Annotated in this window: 13 protein-coding genes; 3 read left to right on the top strand and 10 right to left on the bottom strand. The window is 65.1% G+C overall.

Annotated elements, in window-relative coordinates; translation table 11 throughout:
• Positions 1-333: 333 nt before the first annotated feature.
• Both NH342_RS17070 and NH342_RS17065 read right to left on the bottom strand, forming a co-directional pair.
• Positions 334-972, bottom strand: a complete 639-nt coding sequence (locus tag NH342_RS17070) for a hypothetical protein (protein ID WP_253016519.1) — start codon at positions 970-972, stop codon at positions 334-336.
• Positions 973-1,068: 96 nt separating this feature from the next.
• Positions 1,069-2,064 carry a PIN domain-containing protein gene (locus NH342_RS17065; RefSeq protein ID WP_253016517.1) on the bottom strand — a complete coding sequence of 332 codons (996 nt, stop codon included), beginning with the start codon at positions 2,062-2,064 and terminating at the stop codon, positions 1,069-1,071.
• Between the two features lie 32 nt (positions 2,065-2,096).
• On the opposite strand from NH342_RS17065, the gene NH342_RS17060 reads away from it, so the two are divergent.
• A complete protein-coding gene (locus NH342_RS17060; RefSeq protein WP_253016515.1) occupies positions 2,097-2,684 on the top strand; it encodes a hypothetical protein in 588 nt (195 codons plus the stop codon).
• Positions 2,685-2,759: 75 nt separating this feature from the next.
• Here the strand turns inward: NH342_RS17060 and NH342_RS17055 are convergent, their stop codons facing one another.
• The 7 genes from NH342_RS17055 to NH342_RS17025 form a co-directional block, all read right to left on the bottom strand.
• Complete coding sequence (locus tag NH342_RS17055) at positions 2,760-4,010, bottom strand: hypothetical protein (RefSeq protein WP_253016513.1); 1,251 nt, start codon at positions 4,008-4,010, stop codon at positions 2,760-2,762.
• A gap of 97 nt (positions 4,011-4,107) precedes the next feature.
• Positions 4,108-5,355 (bottom strand): 26S protease regulatory subunit, encoded by a 1,248-nt coding sequence (locus tag NH342_RS17050; protein WP_253016511.1) that lies wholly within the window; start codon positions 5,353-5,355, stop codon positions 4,108-4,110.
• Positions 5,352-6,077 carry a M48 family metallopeptidase gene (locus NH342_RS17045; RefSeq protein WP_253016509.1) on the bottom strand — a complete coding sequence of 242 codons (726 nt, stop codon included), beginning with the start codon at positions 6,075-6,077 and terminating at the stop codon, positions 5,352-5,354. The genes NH342_RS17050 and NH342_RS17045 overlap by 4 nt, the downstream gene beginning before the upstream one ends.
• A complete protein-coding gene (locus NH342_RS17040) occupies positions 6,064-9,150 on the bottom strand; it encodes a type I restriction endonuclease subunit R (RefSeq protein WP_253016507.1) in 3,087 nt (1,028 codons plus the stop codon). Before NH342_RS17040 ends, NH342_RS17045 begins: the two co-directional genes overlap by 14 nt.
• Entirely contained in the window at positions 9,147-9,878 is a 732-nt protein-coding gene (locus NH342_RS17035) for a TIGR02391 family protein (protein ID WP_253016505.1), read from the bottom strand. Before NH342_RS17035 ends, NH342_RS17040 begins: the two co-directional genes overlap by 4 nt.
• Positions 9,875-11,089, bottom strand: a complete 1,215-nt coding sequence (locus tag NH342_RS17030) for a restriction endonuclease subunit S (protein WP_253016503.1) — start codon at positions 11,087-11,089, stop codon at positions 9,875-9,877. Before NH342_RS17030 ends, NH342_RS17035 begins: the two co-directional genes overlap by 4 nt.
• Entirely contained in the window at positions 11,086-13,521 is a 2,436-nt protein-coding gene (locus NH342_RS17025; RefSeq protein ID WP_253016501.1) for a type I restriction-modification system subunit M, read from the bottom strand. The genes NH342_RS17030 and NH342_RS17025 overlap by 4 nt, the downstream gene beginning before the upstream one ends.
• Before the next feature lie 811 nt (positions 13,522-14,332).
• Here NH342_RS17025 and NH342_RS17020 point away from each other — a divergent pair.
• Complete coding sequence (locus NH342_RS17020; RefSeq protein WP_253016499.1) at positions 14,333-14,761, top strand: DUF2505 domain-containing protein; 429 nt, start codon at positions 14,333-14,335, stop codon at positions 14,759-14,761.
• On the opposite strand, the gene NH342_RS17015 is transcribed toward NH342_RS17020, so the two are convergent.
• Positions 14,730-15,269 carry a gamma carbonic anhydrase family protein gene (locus NH342_RS17015; protein WP_253016497.1) on the bottom strand — a complete coding sequence of 180 codons (540 nt, stop codon included), beginning with the start codon at positions 15,267-15,269 and terminating at the stop codon, positions 14,730-14,732. The genes NH342_RS17020 and NH342_RS17015 overlap by 32 nt on opposite strands.
• A gap of 196 nt (positions 15,270-15,465) precedes the next feature.
• Here NH342_RS17015 and NH342_RS17010 point away from each other — a divergent pair.
• On the top strand, positions 15,466-16,272 hold an 807-nt coding region (locus NH342_RS17010; protein WP_253016495.1), incomplete at its 3' end, for a serine/threonine-protein kinase.

Below are 16,272 nucleotides of genomic sequence, written 5' to 3'. Positions count from 1 at the left end.
GACGGCGAGTCCTACCGGATGCGCCAAGCCCGCACCCGAGGAGGTGACCGCCCCACCCGCTAATCACCGCGAGGGGCGGGGACTTTCACCTGGCCACCAACGGGGACCTGAGCTTGGCCATTGACAGACGTCCTACGAGGTCAGACAGTGTGACTCCATCCGCCCTCAGGTCACGACTCGGATTAGGTCTGCAATCGCGGACCGGCACTCGTGATAGCCGTTCTGCTTCAGGAACGAGTCGGCAAACACAGTTACGAGCTCATCGAGGGAGCCGCGGAACCTCCAACTTCGCAGTGCCTTTGCGGCATATCCCTGAGGTGGGCAGAACGGCTCCTACTCGCCCGCAGCACGAGGAGTCGGGGTGCCTGGGAAGGCGAGTTCGGTCCAGGGTTTCACCGCCTCGCCGTCCTCCTTCCGAATATGGGTGCCCACCGCAATGAACCAGTCGAAGCGGCGAGGGAGATCCGCCCATCGACGTGGAAAGACCCGCCGATACTCTCGGCTGGTCACCGCTCGGGCTACCGTCACGATCGGATCGATGACTTCAACGAGCGGCAAGGCGTGGCCGCCGCTCTCGGTGGGGATGGTCTCCACGAAGGTTGAGTAGTCGACTCGGCCGGCCGCCCAGATCCATAGGTAGGCCGCCATGTCAGTCACATGGCGCACTTCCTGGAACTTGACGCCGTTCTGCGGTCGAGAGAATGTGGGCACAGGCACGAGGCGGTTCGCAAAATGACCGCGAGCGAACCGGATGGCCAGATCCGGGTTGACTTCTTGCTTCCGCAATGACCGCGTCGGAGCGCAGGCAACGAGGACGCGAACCTTGGGCGTGTTGTCAAAGGAGGTATAGAGCTGCCACTCACCAGCGCCTAAGGGGACGTGATCCGGCCTAAACCAAGCTCGGATGCGAACGGCAAGCTCGCCGCCCCACTTGAAGAGCGCGGAGACACACGCCGCCACGGTTGCGCTCACAGCGGCAGTCGATACAACGGAACCAGCCATCAGTCCTTCGCTCGCAAATGTAGGAACTTCGCCGTCGGCTGAGCCCCACGGCTCGGAAGGTCGCGGTCATGTGTCGAGGAAGTCCCATTCGCTGCCGAGGACCCAGCGCAGGGCCGAAAGCTTGCCGTTGAGCATGCCGAGTTCGAAGTCCGTGTAGGGGCCAAGCTGCCCAGGCGCTGTGTACAGCTCCTCAACACGCCGGCGCCCTGGCCCTGCAATCGCGAGTAGGCGCTCTACTTCTGCCTCATCTCCCGCGTCCTCAAGCCGGTACTCGTGCTGGAGGGAGCGGTGATACCAGATGCGGTCGAACAGATCCCGTTCGGCCTCCACGATCTCGTCCAGTCGCCGGGGCTCCTCCTCGAAGTACGTCTCCGCGAACAGCTCCTCGATCTCGACGCCGAAGTGGTCCAGTAGGACCTGATTGAGGCCGTCGACTCCCAGTCCGTAGGTCGATCCCTCCGCTGCGAACAGACTGGCGAGGTGGGGATGCGGCTGCCGGGCGTCTCCGCCGGGCAAGGAGAAGTCGTCGCTGTTGCTCGTGATGAACGCGCGCGGCTCCTGGTCCACCCCTACGCCACGGAAAGTCGTTGCATAGAGCTCGATGAGCAGGGCATCGGCGACACTGTTGCGGGATCGGTGGAACGGCGCCTGCTTGAGCAGGCCGCGCTCGACCACCCCGCGCTTCTCTTCGTCCCCTGGTTCGAGGACACGGCCGGCTTGGAGCAAGTCCAGCACCTCGTCGAAGTTGCGGGTCGTCATGGCTCCGATGAGCGGCACATGGCGCGAAAGATCCGTCATGACCTTGAGAGCCTGCTCCTGGTCCGACCCGCCGTAGTCGTCGAGATCTTGCTTGATGAGCTTGAACCGCTGGGCGATGCTCGCGGTCATCGACGTCTCAACGCGATCTCGGTTCCGCTCGAACTCGTCGACGAGGAATCGAGGGACGAGCAGCTCGACCTGCCCCTGGTGAACGAGTACCCGGAGCGCGACGATCCAGCGCTGCCCGTCGCGGCGCTTGCACAGGTCCAGCCAGGTGGAGGTGTCAACGAGCAGATGGAGCACGACCCCACCGTATGGCCTACCCCGGAGACGACATGGCTCAGTTGACCGAGGAGCAGAAGGCTCAGCGAGCGGCTGCGCGCCGCCACAGAGCTGCCATAGCGGCCGAGGGGTACGCCCACCGACAGGAGCGCAAGCGCCGAGAGTGGGACGCCAACGGCACCCAGCTCACCCGCGACGAGATCGAGGCCGGCGTTCACTGTCGCGGCTGCGCCCGGCCAATCATCGACGGACTCGGCGACTGGCCGCCGCTCATGAAGCTGACCGAGCGGGAGAAGCCCGAGTACGACGCTGCCCAGGCCGACTTCGCTGCCGGCCACAAGGACTGCCGCAGTCACCGCTGGAGCATGTCGGGCTCCCGAGCGATGCACTGCGGCTACTGCTGCCCTCCCCCGCCGCTCAGCGACCGGCAGATGGAAAGACTCGGGATGCTCCTCCGTGCAAGCCGACCGGATTCGGCGGAGCTACGAACTTGGCGCCTGACACTGACCTGCGACCACGTCATCGACGTCCAGCAGCACAAGTCACACGGGCAATGGACGACCAACGTGCGGCACTGCCGCACCTGCGATCAGACCCGCGGAGTCGTGATCGCTGTTCCCGAGTCGGTCGCACGCGGCTGAGGTCGATGGCCGACCGGACTGCGATGAGGAGCCGTTGTCTGCGGAATCCTCGCCGGCGACCGCGCCGGCGAGGCGTCACCAGTAGATGGCGATGACCTCGACGTCCAGGAGGCGGTCACCGCGACGTACGTCTGGATCCGACGCACGGACCGGTAGGACAGGTGTGGCGGCAAGTCCGGGAAAGAGCGGTAGGCCAACCGCCACTCGCGCTTCTTGCCTTGCCGCGAGGTCGGCATCGGGATCCAGGACTGAGTGGCCCGTCCTTCGCTCGATCACCTCGCGGACGGCCGCGTACGCACGGCGCTGACCCGAGATCGACGATGCCTCGGGGCCCGCTGCTCGGGCAATGTGCGCGATCTCCACCTCCTCGGCGGTTCCCAGCTCGATCGCTGCCGCGGCCAAGAGCTTCTCCTTATAGAAGTCCAAGGCCCGCACAACCAGCTCTTGCTGGGCGTTCTGCCCACTGATGACTCCCAGACTCCCGACGCCAGTGCGGCTCGCTTCGTTGATCTGATCGACGAGCGTGGGCACGGCCTCGCGAAAGACGTCCGCCAACTTCACAGGGGTCCACGTCTGGTGGAGGCCGTCCCGCGCCACACGACAAAGCATCGTGACCGGTGCAGATGAGAATAGGACGCGTCGGATGTCCTTCCAGTAGCCGATGTGCTCGGTCACCCCTACGACTTCGAGCGGCCGCCTTTCGACCTCTAGCCCTGCGACCGCGTCGTTGTGCACTACATACTCTTGACCGTCCACTTCGATGACCGAGAGGCTTGTCGCTTTTGCCCGGATCGGTATTAGTCCTGCCAGCAGTCGCTGCAATATCCTGTTGACAGGCTCGGCATCGCGAAGTCCTGCCCGTGCAGCAGTGTCGAACACCTCGGGGTACTCCTCAACCATCGAGGCGTACTCGGAGATGAGGGTTCCGAGCTTGAACACTGGATCTACCTCTAGCTCAACCTCGACCTCGACGAGCGCTCCCCGCGACAAGCCCGTGACAGGCGCAGCAATCGAGCGTTCCTCTTCCTGCTGTATAGCGGTCAGATCGTCGAGCTTCTTCGGGGTTGCGATCCGGACTTCAAGCGCATAATCAAGGTCGCAATCGTCACGCAGTTCCTTAAACAGCGTCTGGACTATGGCCTTACGCGAGGTCTGCACACTATTCGAGTTGCTGGTCTGGAAGCGTGAGCCGACTTCACTGTTGACTACAAAGGCATCGGCGGACACCTTGCCCGTGACTTCAGTCTCCTCTGCTTGCGAGATAGCGCGGGACACCTGCTCGGGGATGGTCTCCCTCTGCGAAACAAGTAGGCTCCGCAGGCTCACTTCGTCGAGATAGATGAATTCTCGGAGCGGCGGCTGTACCGAAGCTGCGTGAGAGGGGTTGCGCTTCCGTCCCGGACGGACCCGACTCCACCAGGATCTAAGCGACACGAGGCGTCTCCCGACGATCCCTACTGGGTCGTCTCAACACTCGCTCGAACGCCTCAGCCATGTCCTCATCCGAGATGGAACCGCGTCCTTCGCCGGCTGCCACCAGGGCCGCCTCTGTCCATATCGAGCTAAGACGTGCGGCGGACCACCCCTCGGTCAGGGCGGCAATCTCTTCGATAGGCAGGTCCCCTGACGTCTTCAGCTTGCGAGCGCCCACCATCAGGATCTCCACGCGGTCACTATCGGTGGGGAGACCGAAGGAGATCTCCCAGTCAAACCGGCCAGGCCGAAGCAAAGCTTCATCGATGTCGTCAATGCGGTTGGTCGCGGCTATCACGACGATGTTGCTGGCCTTCTGGTCGAACCCGTCGAGCAGGGTTAGCAGTTGCGCCACGAGCCGCTTGGACGCTTCGTGTGAGTCATCAGTCCGCCGCTCCGCAATGCTGTCGATCTCGTCAAAGAAGATGATTGCACGTTCCTCCTTTTCGGCTGCGTCGAAGATTCGCCGAAGCGTGTCCTCGCTGTCGCCGACCCACTTGCTGACGATCGACGGACCGCTGACGAGATAGAACGTTGCCTTCGCCTCGTGGCCGATGATGCGGGCGAGGTGCGTCTTGCCGGTTCCCGGCGGACCCGTGAAGATGATTCCCTTGACGGCGCGAGCGCCTATCGCGTCGAGTGCAGCCTTCTTATCGAGCTGAGTCTCGATCAACTCACGGGCCCGCTCCCGAACTTCGTGGTATCCGCCAAAGGAGCGAAAGTCGAGCTCTGCAGCTTCGTCGTGTTTGACCAGATACTCGCTAAGCGCATCCTCGTCGACGCCGACGTCTCGGAGTCTGATAGGTGACTCCGATATCACCCTCACGATTCCGTCATGGTCGTCGAACTCGACCGTATTGCCTACCGTAACGCCAAGTCTCTTGCGCGGCGTCTTCTTCAGGAAGCGCAGGCCGATGGACGACTCAAGAAGAACCCCATCCTTGAGCAGCTTCCGGACGACGCCGACACTTCGTTCGTCGATCCAAATCTTGTCTGGGACTACGTGCCAGCCAACGTCGCTTACGATGACCGCGTCGCCAGGCCTAACCACTACGAGCTCGGACGATGAGATCCTGGCCGACCCACCTCCTTGAAGGCGGGCATGAAACGTGCGACCGTCGTCTTCGACGACAGTTACGCGAGCAGTCCGTCCGACGACGACTTGACTCGGATTATGACCAGGCTCCGTGTCGCTCATTGGGTCCAATCCTCGTCCGCGAGGGGCGCATCGTTGAGCTGATCACGCCGCGCCCGCCAGTCGGGCAGGTGCCGGTCCATCAGCTTGGTGAACCGCTCGCCGTGGTTGCGCTCCAGGAGATGCGTCATCTCGTGGACGACGACGTATTCCAGACAGTCGGGGTGCTTCTTGGCGAGTTCGAGGTTGAACCAGATGTGGCCGGTTTCGCGGTTGCACGAGCCCCACTTGGTCTTCATGCGGCGGATGCTCCAGCGGGGCACCTGCCGGCCGATCGTCTCTTCCCACTGGGCGATAAGCCCTGGGATGCGTCGGCGAAGCTGCTCGCGCTGCCAGCGCTGGAGGACATCCCGCCGACTGTCCACGCTGGTGCCCTCGGGGACGTACAGCAGTAGTCGATCGCCGTCGAGCTCCGCGTGAGCGCGGCCTGGGCGCTCAATGACCTTCAGGCGGTGCCGGACCCCCCAGACGTAGTGGGACTCTCCGCTGACCATCTCCCGCTCGGACTGGCGCACGGCGGAGCGCAGTTGCTCGCGCTGCTTCTTGATCCAAGGAAGCCTTTGAATGACGGCCAGCCGAACGCGGTCGTCGTCAAGCGTTAGCGGCGCGGCCACGCGCACGCGCCCGAGCGGCGGGTAGACGCCGATGTGCAGGTTCTTGATGTCCTTGTAGATGACGTCGACATCGATACCGCGGATGGTGAGATAGGCGCTAGCGGTACTCATGGCGCGCCTTCACCAGTTCAAACAACTCATCGAAGCGATCGAAGTCGGCCGGCAGTGCCTGCGCGAGGGCGCGGCGGACCCTCTTCTCCTTGATGGGACTGCCGACCCAGGAGTCCGGCTTGGTGTGCCGGATCGTCGTATCGATTTCGACCGCGATCTCGATCTGAGGGTAAAAGAAATCGATCAGGGCCTTGCGGGCGCCGTTGTCGGCCCACTCGGGATACGCCGTGTCGGACTCCCCCTTGCCCAGCTTGGTGGCGTGTTCCAGCAGCTTGGCCAGGTAGCCCTTGTAGTCCAGCGCCCCGCGGCGGCGCTCCTCCAAGATGGCGTCGAGCAGCTCCGACATCTTGTCGTAGTACCTCGGGTTCATAGCGTGCTCGTCGATGATCACCTTGCGCATGTTGTTGGTGATCGTCTCGGCGACGGCCTCGGGATCCTTCTTGATGCCCTCGGGGAGCTTGTCGATCGCCCCCGTGCCCAGCTCGACGATGAGCTGGATGAGCCCGGTGTCCTTGAAGTTGGACAGGACCTCTGACGTCTTGGCGCTGATGTAGGTGTCGAGCAGGTGCCGCATCCCGGCCTCGTACTGCTTGAAGTCGACGTCCTCTCCCGCACCGAGCTTCACCTCGTCGCGCACGTTGACGTAGTGGGCGATCTCGGCCTTGATCGCCGCGGCCTCGGCGTCCCCGTAGCCGGCGGCGTCCATCTCGTTGGCCAGGTTGCCGTAGGCGCGGGTCACCGCCGCGACGGCCTTGTAGAGCTCCACGCGCCTGGGCTCGTTGGCCTTCAGCTGCTCAGCGTTGCCCTGCTCCATCGCGCAGAAGTACTGCTGGTACTGCAGCGTGTTCCTCGGCGGTGCGACCGGCTCGCAGAGGGCGCGGATGGCCTCCAGGGCCTCGTCGAGGTCGGCGCGCGCCTTGTCGATCCGATCGGAGAGCAGCCCCTCGATGTCCTGCTTCTCGTAACCGTCGAGTGCGCCGCTGGTGTAGTCGGTAATGGCCGACTCCAGCGAGTTGAACAGGTCGCGGTAGTCGACGATGTAGCCGTAGTCCTTGTCCTCGCCGTCCAGCCGGTTCACCCGGCAGATGGCCTGGAACAGGCCGTGGTCGCGCATCGGCTTGTCGATGTAGAGGTAGGTGGCGCTCGGCGCATCGAACCCGGTCAGAAGCTTGTCCACCACGATGAGCAGCCGCATCTGGCCCGGCTGCTTGACGAACTTCTCCTTGACCTGGCGCTCGAACTCCTCGACCTTGGTCATCGCGGAGTCGGCGGGCTCATCGAAGTAGTCGGCAAGCATCTGCCGGTAGATGTCGTACTGGCGCAGCTTCTCCGTCGCCCCGGCGCCCGCATCCTCCTTGGAGATATCGCCGGCCTGCGGGGCGTAGCTGGTGATGATGGCGCACTTGCCCTTGAAGCCCGCCTGGCGGAACAGCTCGTAGAACTTGCAGGCCTGGTAGATGCTCTGGCCGACCAACATGGCGTTGCCGCGGCCGTCAGACAGGCGCGGCTTGGTCTCCATGTCGAGCAGGATGTCGTCGACAATCTGCCGTGCTCGGGGCTCGGACGAGACGACTTTCTGCAGCGTGCCCCAGCGCTTCTTAAGCGCGGCCCGCGAGAGGTCGGTCATGCCCTTGGTCTTGGCCTCGAACCACTTGTCGACCTTGTCCGGGCTGGTGAGGTCCTGGTCGATGTTGCGGGCCTCGTAGCGCAGGTCGAGCACGACGCCGTCCCCGACGGCCTCGTCGAACTTGTACGTGTGGATGAAGCTGCCGAACGTCTCGATGCTGGTGGCCTTGTCCGCCTTGAGCAGCGGCGTTCCGGTGAAGCCGATGAACATCGCCTCGGGCAGCAGCTGCTTCATGGCGGCGTGCATGTTGCCCGACTGGGTGCGGTGCGCCTCGTCGACGAAGACGAACAGGTTGCCGTTGGCCTTGAAGTCGCTCGGGACGCTGGCGTTAAGCTCGCGGATGAAGTCCCCATCGGCGGGGTCCCGGGCCGCGTCGTCATCCGAGCCGCGGAACTTGTGCACCAACGAGCAGATCAGCCACTCCTCGGAGGCGTTGAGGGTGGCCAGCAGGTCCCCGCCGCTCTTGGTGCGGTAGATGGCCTCGTCGACCCCGCCGAAGACCTGCTCGATCTGCTCGTCTAGCTCGGTCCGGTCGGTGATCAGCAGGACTCGGGGATCCTTCTGGTGCTCCCGAATCCACTTCGCCAGCCACACCATCGTTAGCGACTTACCTGAGCCCTGGGTGTGCCAGATGATGCCGCCCTCGCGCTTGGCAATGCGTGCCTGGGCGGCCTTCACGCCGAAGTACTGGTTGTGCCGCGCCGTCTTCTTGACCCCGGCGTCGAACACCATGAAGTCGTGGATCAGCTCGAGCAGGCGGCCCTTCGAACACAGCTGGGTCAGCGCCCGGTCGAGCGGGTCCGCGATGTCCGAGGGCTCCTTCCACTCCAGCCAGTACTTCTCCGGCGTATCGATGACGGCGTAGCGGAGGCCCTCGACGTCGTTGCCGGCCATGACCAGCTGCACCGTGGTGAAGAACGGCCGGATGAAGTCGCGGGACTGGTTGCCGATGGTCTGCCGGATGCCCTCGGAGACGGCTACCTTCGAGCGCTTCAGCTCCAAGGTCACCAGCGCGATGCCGTTGACGTAGAGCACCACGTCCGGGCGCTTGGTGTGCTGACCCAGCACGGTGACTTCTTCGGCGAGCGCGAAGTGGTTGGCCTCGGGATTTGCCCAGTCGATGAGCCACACCGTCTCGGTCCGCTCGCCGATGCCCGGCTTGACCTTTACCCCATAGCGCAGCAGGCCGTAGACGTCGCGGTTGGCCTCGTACAGATCCCTGCCGCCACCGAGAGAGGCGTCGCTCTTCAGCTTGTCGATCGCCTTGTTGATCAGGTTGTCGTTGTAGCCGCGGGCACGGAGGTTCTGCGACAGCAGCTCGACCTCGACGTTCGAGTTGCCTTCGCGGTACTCCCAGTCGCCCAGGTATTCGTAGCCGAGATTGCTCTGGAATAGCTCAATGACCCGGTCCTGTGCCAGGCGCTCAAGTTGGCCGACGTTGGTCATGAGGCAGCCTCCATGTCGGAGGCGTCAACCCAGCGGGCCGGCACGCTGAGCGCCGCCAGGTACTCCAGCGCCTCCTGCTCTGACAGCTCCTGGTTGGCCTCGTGGGTGAGCGGGTTACGGATGCCGGCGAACACGCCCTCGGCGAACATCATCGCCCCGCGCTGAACCGACCTGTAGGTGTCGCTGCCGTCATCCGTCATCCGGCGCAGGCGCGCCTTTCCCGGCTTCGGTTCATCGAGTGAGAACGCCTGCTTGAACAGGTCGGTCTCGCTCACGTCGCGTCGCCCGACCTTGTTCTGCGTCTCTGCATTCAACTTCTTGATCGTACCCTCAACTGCTTCGCGGTAGTGGCCCGACTGCCAGAGCGACCGCGCTCCGCTCCAGACCCAGGGATACAGCTCCGCAGCGGAAAGCTCAGGGGCGTTCTCGCCGAGATTCTCTCTGACCTCGTGCTCGCGGACGAGCTCTTCGCGCGCACGGATAGCAGCCTCGCGGTGGCGGGTCCAGCGGTTGATGGGCGAGAGCTCAATTTCCGTTCGCCAGGCCGGCACAACACGGTCGAGGATCTTCTCCACGACCTGAGCCTGCTTAGTCACGTCGGTGTCGGACGCGGCCGTACTGGACGTGGTTGATATCGAGACGTAACCAGGGCCACTGCGACTATCGTTCGTCATCACGGTCATCGTGATGACGTTATCCAGCTCGCCAAGGGCCCACTCGGTGTTCATGAGGCAGCCTCCACGGCCAGCCGAGCCCGGCCGGTTAGGAGCTGCTGCATCATGCCGGTCTTGATGGCGCGGGCCTTCGTCAAGCGGACCCTGAGAGCATCAAGCTCCAAGTCCGCATCCCGAAGGACACTGCCGATTGCCTTTTGCTCGTCAACACTAGGTGCCTGCAGAGGGATTGAGGCCACCTTGCTCGCACTGATCTCCAGGAACGTGCTGCCCGCGGCCCGAAACTCAAGCGCCGACTTGTTCTGCTGGATCCAGTAGTAAAGGAACCAGGTCGACCTACGATCCTTAGGAATCATGGACGCGAATCCCTGATTGGTCGTGATTGGTACTTCTGCGACAGCGCAGTGCCCGATGCTCGCACGCGACGTAACCAGGATGGTACCCACGGGCAGCAGAGTGGCCGCCGAGTTCGCGAGACCTTGCGGAGTGATTGTGCGTTCCGAACGTGAGACCAGTCCTGCACCATCTGCACGTATCTCCGCGGGCGTGAACCAGGGGATGCCACCACCCCAGTACAAGGACGAACGAGTGGACGGAGTCCCACCTCCCACGACCCGGGCTAGTGCACCGATCGTCTTGCCGATCCACGCTTCTTTGAATCCAGGCAAGCGGGTGCGCCCGGTCAGGAGCTGCTGCATCATGCCGCGCTTGATTGCCACCTTCTTTGCAATCTGTCGTTCAAGTGTCGCTATTGCACTGTCGCTTGCAAGCAGTGCATCAACGGTATCCCGTTGTTGGCTCAGCGGCGGCAAGTCCACCTCAAGGTCGAGAAACTTCGTCTTGGCGATGTTGTAGCGGGTTGCTCCTTGGGCTAATGACGACACCAGACGACGCCCTGCGTTGGATCGGAAAAAGTATGCAAGATAGGTCGGATTCGCAATGCCGAGTTCACGCAGTCTATATCCGAAGCAAAAGCTGTTGAGATATGTGTTGGCAGATGGGTCGAAGTCAACCACCGCGGATAGCGCGACCTCTTCAGGCGTCTCGGAGGATCCGTTGAACAACAAATCCCCCCGCATCACCCGGTTCTGGCTCTCGCCCTTGTCAACGTGGACCCGCTCCAGTTGAAGCCCCGTAAGCCTGGTGTTGTTGATAACCTCTAAGAAAGTGACGAACGATGCGTCACCTCGCCCGAAGTCCGCCTTAGTTTTGCCCGACAGGCCGCCGTAAGTTGAGCCAAGGTCGCGTAGTCGGGTGCGCGTCATGACTCGACTCCCATAGCGGCCAAGTGCCCCAGAATCTTCGACTCGAGCTCATTCAGTTCGGCGTCCAATGCCCCCGCCGTCTCGGCATACCTCTCGCCGAGCTCCCGAATCCGCTGCACGAGCGCGAGCGTGAGCGCCGTGACCTCCCGGGCGACGCGCGTGACGACGGTGGCATGCCACTTGTCATCAAGTACCAGCTGCTTGACCTCCGGCATCGAGAGCTCGCCGTACTTTGTAAGAGTCGCGAGGTCGAGCGCCGCTTGGGCGTCCCTGGCGGCTCTCTTGGCGGTCGCCTCAGCGTCGTAGAGGGAGAGCATGCGCTGCAGCGCCTCGATCTCGTCAGGCTCCGCGCCCTCGCGCTTGGCCACTTTCAACCGGGTCGCGACAAGCGCCTTGCTGATCTTGTCGTCGTCCATGGCGTCTGCGAGAAGACCGTCCTCGACGGCATGCTCTTCTACGAACTCCTCGACGGCCCGGGTCGTCTCTTCGGCCACCACGTTGAGGTTGTCGACCTCGGCCTGCTCGTCGGCAAGGAAACGAGCAACGACAAGCGCCCGCGGGATGAGGTCCATCTTGTACTTGGTGGCGCCCCGACCGGAGCCAACGACGAGGTCGGGAGTCTCGGAGAGCTTGCGCTCCTTATCCTCGATGGTCTTGCGCGGCTTGGCAGCGTCCAACCAGCCGTCGTTCATGACGAGGAAGACGTCGTCGTGCATGACCTCGTGCCAGTAGGTCATCAGCTGCTCGTAGACGTCGTACTCGTCGAGCAACGGGACGTTCTTGAAGCGTGCGAGCAGTTCGTCACCAAGACTGCCGATCAGTTCCTTGGGGACTGTCGTGCCATCGATAGCCTGCAGGATCGGCCGGTGAGCGGCGAACCAGTCGTCGACGACGGTGCGGGCGTCGCTGGCGAATTTCTTGAACTCGTCGGAGTCCAGGATCGCCTGCTGGACTTGCTCTACCCCGGTGGCGAGGTCGCTGTAGCCGGGTCGGTCGTCCTTGAACAGCGTGGTTCGGAGTGAGGGGAACGCGTCCCAGTAGCGCGCGAGCGCGTCGAGGTCGCGGTTGGGTATGCCGCCGTGCAGGTGCGCGTTGAGATCTTGGAGGTCCTCGGGCTCGCTGGAGTCGATGTAGCGCGGGATGTTCAGGTTGTAGTCGTTTTTCGCGTCCGCGATCTCGGCCAGGGGCACCATCCGCGAGTAGCGGTCGATCTGAAGCTGGCGGGTGAAGACGTCGACGATCTTGTGGATGTCCTGGCTGCGGAGGCGGTTCTTGGGGCCGTCCTTCATGAAGCCCTTGGAGGCGTCGATCATGAAGACGCCGGTCCGCGCCTGGGCGTTCTCCTTGTCCAGCACGACGATGCAGGCCGGGATGCCGGTGCCGTAGAAGAGGTTGGCGGGCAGGCCGATGACGCCCTTGATGTAGCCGCGTCGGAGCAGCTCCTTGCGGATGGTCGCCTCGGCGTTGCCGCGGAACAGGACACCATGCGGCAGGATGACCGCCGCCTTGCCGGTGCTCTTGAGCGACTTGAGGATGTGCAGCAAGAAGGCGTAGTCGCCGTTCTTCTCTGGGGGCCGGCCGAACTCGAAGCGGCCGTAGGCGTTCTCCAGACCGTTGCTCCAGGACTTGATGGAGAACGGCGGGTTGGCGACGGCGAAGTCGAACGTGCGGAGCTGCGCACCCGCGGTGAACTGCGGGTTGGTGATCGTGTCGCCCTTGCGGATCTCCGCGTCCTCATTGCCGTGGAGGATCATGTTCATCCGGGACAGCGCCCAAGTGGCGTTGTCCTTCTCCTGGCCGTAGATGGAGATGCCGCGCGGCGCCTCGTCGGCCACCTTCAGCAGCAGCGAGCCCGACCCGCACGTGGGGTCATAGACCGTGTCGTCCTGTCGCGTGTTCGGCCCGATACCGATGACCTTAGCGAGGATGCGCGAGACCTCGGCCGGCGTGTAGAACTGCCCCTTGCTCTTGCCCGACTCGGTGGCGAAGTGCCGCATCAGGTACTCGTAGGCGTCACCCAGCAGGTCGTCGCCTTCGGCCCGGGAGCCGCGGAAGTCAAGATCAGCAAAGATCGTGACGAGCTTGGAGAGCCGGTCCTGCATCTCCTTGCCCTTTCCCAGCTTCTCCTCGTCATTGAAGTCGGCGAGGTCGATGACCTTCTCGAGGCCGTTGGCCTCGGCGAGCTTGCCGATGATCTTATTGATCTTGTCGCCGATCTCCTTGTCGCCTTTGAGCGCGACCATGTCGTCGAAGGAGCCGCCGGCCGGGACGTCGATCAGGCTGTTGCGGTCGGTCTTGGCCTTGTCCGTCACGTACTTCACGAAGAGCAACGTGAGGATGTAGTCCTTGTACTGACCGGCGTCCATGCCGCCGCGCAGCTCGTCGCAGCTCCGCCAGAGCGAGCTGTACAGGTCCGACTTCTTGAGAGCCACTAACACGTCACCCCCTTCGTCTGCAGGCTGGACCCAACGGTCGGCATAAGGACAGCTTCAGCCTGTAGGAGTGCCCGAGTGGGCGGATAGGCGGCTGGCTGCCCCGATACTTGCTCGACCGACATCAGATTGCTCGCCCTCCCAGGTAGCCGACGAGGTACTACCGGGTCCACGGACGGTCCCGGCGGGGCTACACGCAGCGACCCTATGCGCGGCCTGCGACAGATCCGGAACGCCACACGCCCGCACCTCGCTTCTGTGGGTCACCGACGCCTTGGCCTGGAGTCATTGCGCGGGAGGCCTCTGGCGAGCGCGCATCGCGGACATCACCGCGGCCGAGGACGTGTCGGCGCCGTAGACAGCGCGAAGCCCGGCCGCTCACCGTCCGGAGAGGAGCCGGGCCCACATACTGAAGCTCAGCGCGACAGGCAAGGCTCAGTGTAGGCGTCACCGACACGGGCGCCAAGCCTCGCCGGCAGCAGACGGCCGGAGCGACCCGACGACTGCCGCCGCCGTGCATAAGCCGGGGTACCCCTGCCTCGTACGCGTACCCGCCGTGCCCACACCGCGCCCACACGGCGCCCACAGAAGGGCCGTTACGGACCATCGACGGCCATCGGTCGCCAACCATGAAATCGCAGGTCACACGGCAAATCAGCGATGATCATGCAGGTCGGCGAAGGGCCCTGAGATACCTCATAATCCCTGGGTCGTGGGTTCGAGCCCCACCCGCCCCACCACGTGCGGCCGTCCGACGGGACCGGCTGGACCGGGTCAGGATGGGGCGGTGCCGTTCCGCCACGAGACACCCGTGTCCGCCCCCGCCGCGACCGTCGTCGAGACGCTGACCGACGAGGCCTTCGTCCGCGCCTTCCTCGCCGACCTCGGTGCCGACGTCCGCGAGGTGGTCGCCCGGCCCGGCCGGACGACGGCGCGCTACACCGTCCCCACGCAGGGCATCCCCGAGGTGTTCGCGCGGTTCGTCGGCGACCGCGTGGAGCTGACCGACGTCCGCACCTGGACCGTGGACGGCGACACCGCGACCGGCACCGTGCTGGTGACCGCGTCGGTCTTCGGCCGCGACGTCCGGCTCGAGGGAGACCGCCGCATCGCCGGCGGCACGCTCACCACCACCGGCCGCTCGCACGTCGACGCCCCCTTCGTCGGCCGCAAGGCCGAGGGCGGCGTCGACGAGCTCGCCGTCCTGGTCATGCAGAAGGAGGCCGCCCGACTGGGCTGACGCCCACGGCGTGCCGGCGGGCCAGCTCCTGGTAGATCGCCGGGTTCCCGTCCACCCACTGCGCCGCCCCCTCGGTCAGCGGGCCGCGCACCTTGGCCGGCGACCCGAGGGCCAGCACCTCGTCCGGGACGACGAGCCCCGGCGGCACCAGCGAACCGGCGCCGATCAGTGCCCGCCGGCCGATGCGGGCGCCGTCCTGCACCGTCGACCCGTTGCCGACCAGCGCCTCGGCCCCGACGACGCAGCCGTGCACCACGCACAGGTGGCCGATGGTCGCCCCCGGGCCGACCTCGGTCGCCGGGTCGTCGCCGCCGTGCAGCACCGACCCGTCCTGCACGTTGGCGCCCTCGCGGACGACGATCCGGCCGAAGTCGGCGCGCAGCACGGCGCCGTACCAGACCGAGGCGTGCGCCTCGACGACGACGTCGCCGACCAGGGTCGCGGTCGGGGCGATCCAGGCGTCGGGGTGGACCTGCGGGGAACGTCCCTCGAAGGAGAACAGCGGCATGACCGCACCCTCCCGCACGGCGGGACCGGCCGCACGGGTGCACCGTGTCCTTCATGACGACACCGCAGTCCGACGAGCCCCAGCCGCGCGACATCGCCCTGGAGCAGGAGACGGAGGAGCAGGCCCAGGACCTGGAGGAGCAGAGCGACCCGGAGTGACCGGGCGGGCCGATCCCTTACGTCGTACGTTCGCTCCCGTGGACCCGCAGCAGCAGCCCCGCGTGCTGGCCGGCCGGTACGTCCTGGCCGAGGAGATCGGCCGCGGAGGCATGGGCGTCGTCTGGCGCGCGCACGACCAGGTGCTCGACCGCGAGGTCGCGGTCAAGGAGGTCACCTTCGGCGTCCAGGTCTCCGCGCAGGAGCGCGAGGTGCTGCGCGAGCGCACCCTCCGCGAGGCCCGCGCGGCCGCCCGGCTGGACCACCCCGCCGTCACCACCGTCCACGACGTGGTCGAGGAGGACGGCCGGCCCTGGCTGGTCATGGAGCACGTCCGGTCGCAGACGCTGCTCCAGCTCGTCGAGCAGCACGGCCCGCTGCGCGTCGACCTCGTCGCCCGCGTCGGCCTGGACGTGCTCGACGCGCTGTGCGCCGCCCACCGCGAGGGCATCGTCCACCGTGACGTGAAGCCGGCGAACGTCCTGGTCGACGAGGCCGGGCACGGCCACCTGACCGACTTCGGCATCGCCACCACCACCGGCGACTCCAGCCTGACCGCCACCGGCACCGTCCTCGGGTCGCCGTCCTACATGTCGCCCGAGCGGGCCACCGGCCAGCAGCCCCAGCCGCGCGACGACCTGTGGTCGCTGGGCGCCACGCTCTACACCGCCGTCGAGGGCCGCCCGCCCTTCGACCGGGGCGAGCCCATGGCCACCCTGCTGGCCGTCGTCGGCGACCACCCGGCGCCGATGGTCCGGGCCGGCGCACTGCAGCCCGTGCTCGCCGCGCTGCTGGCCCGCGACCCGCAGCGCCGGGCCACCGCCGACCAGGCCCGCGCCGCGTTCCGG

Origin of the sequence: Klenkia sp. PcliD-1-E, from assembly GCF_024124375.1 — a bacterium.
Lineage (GTDB): Bacteria > Actinomycetota > Actinomycetes > Mycobacteriales > Geodermatophilaceae > Klenkia.
Note: the sequence above shows the minus strand (reverse complement) of the source record. Positions and strands in the feature narration are given on the sequence as shown.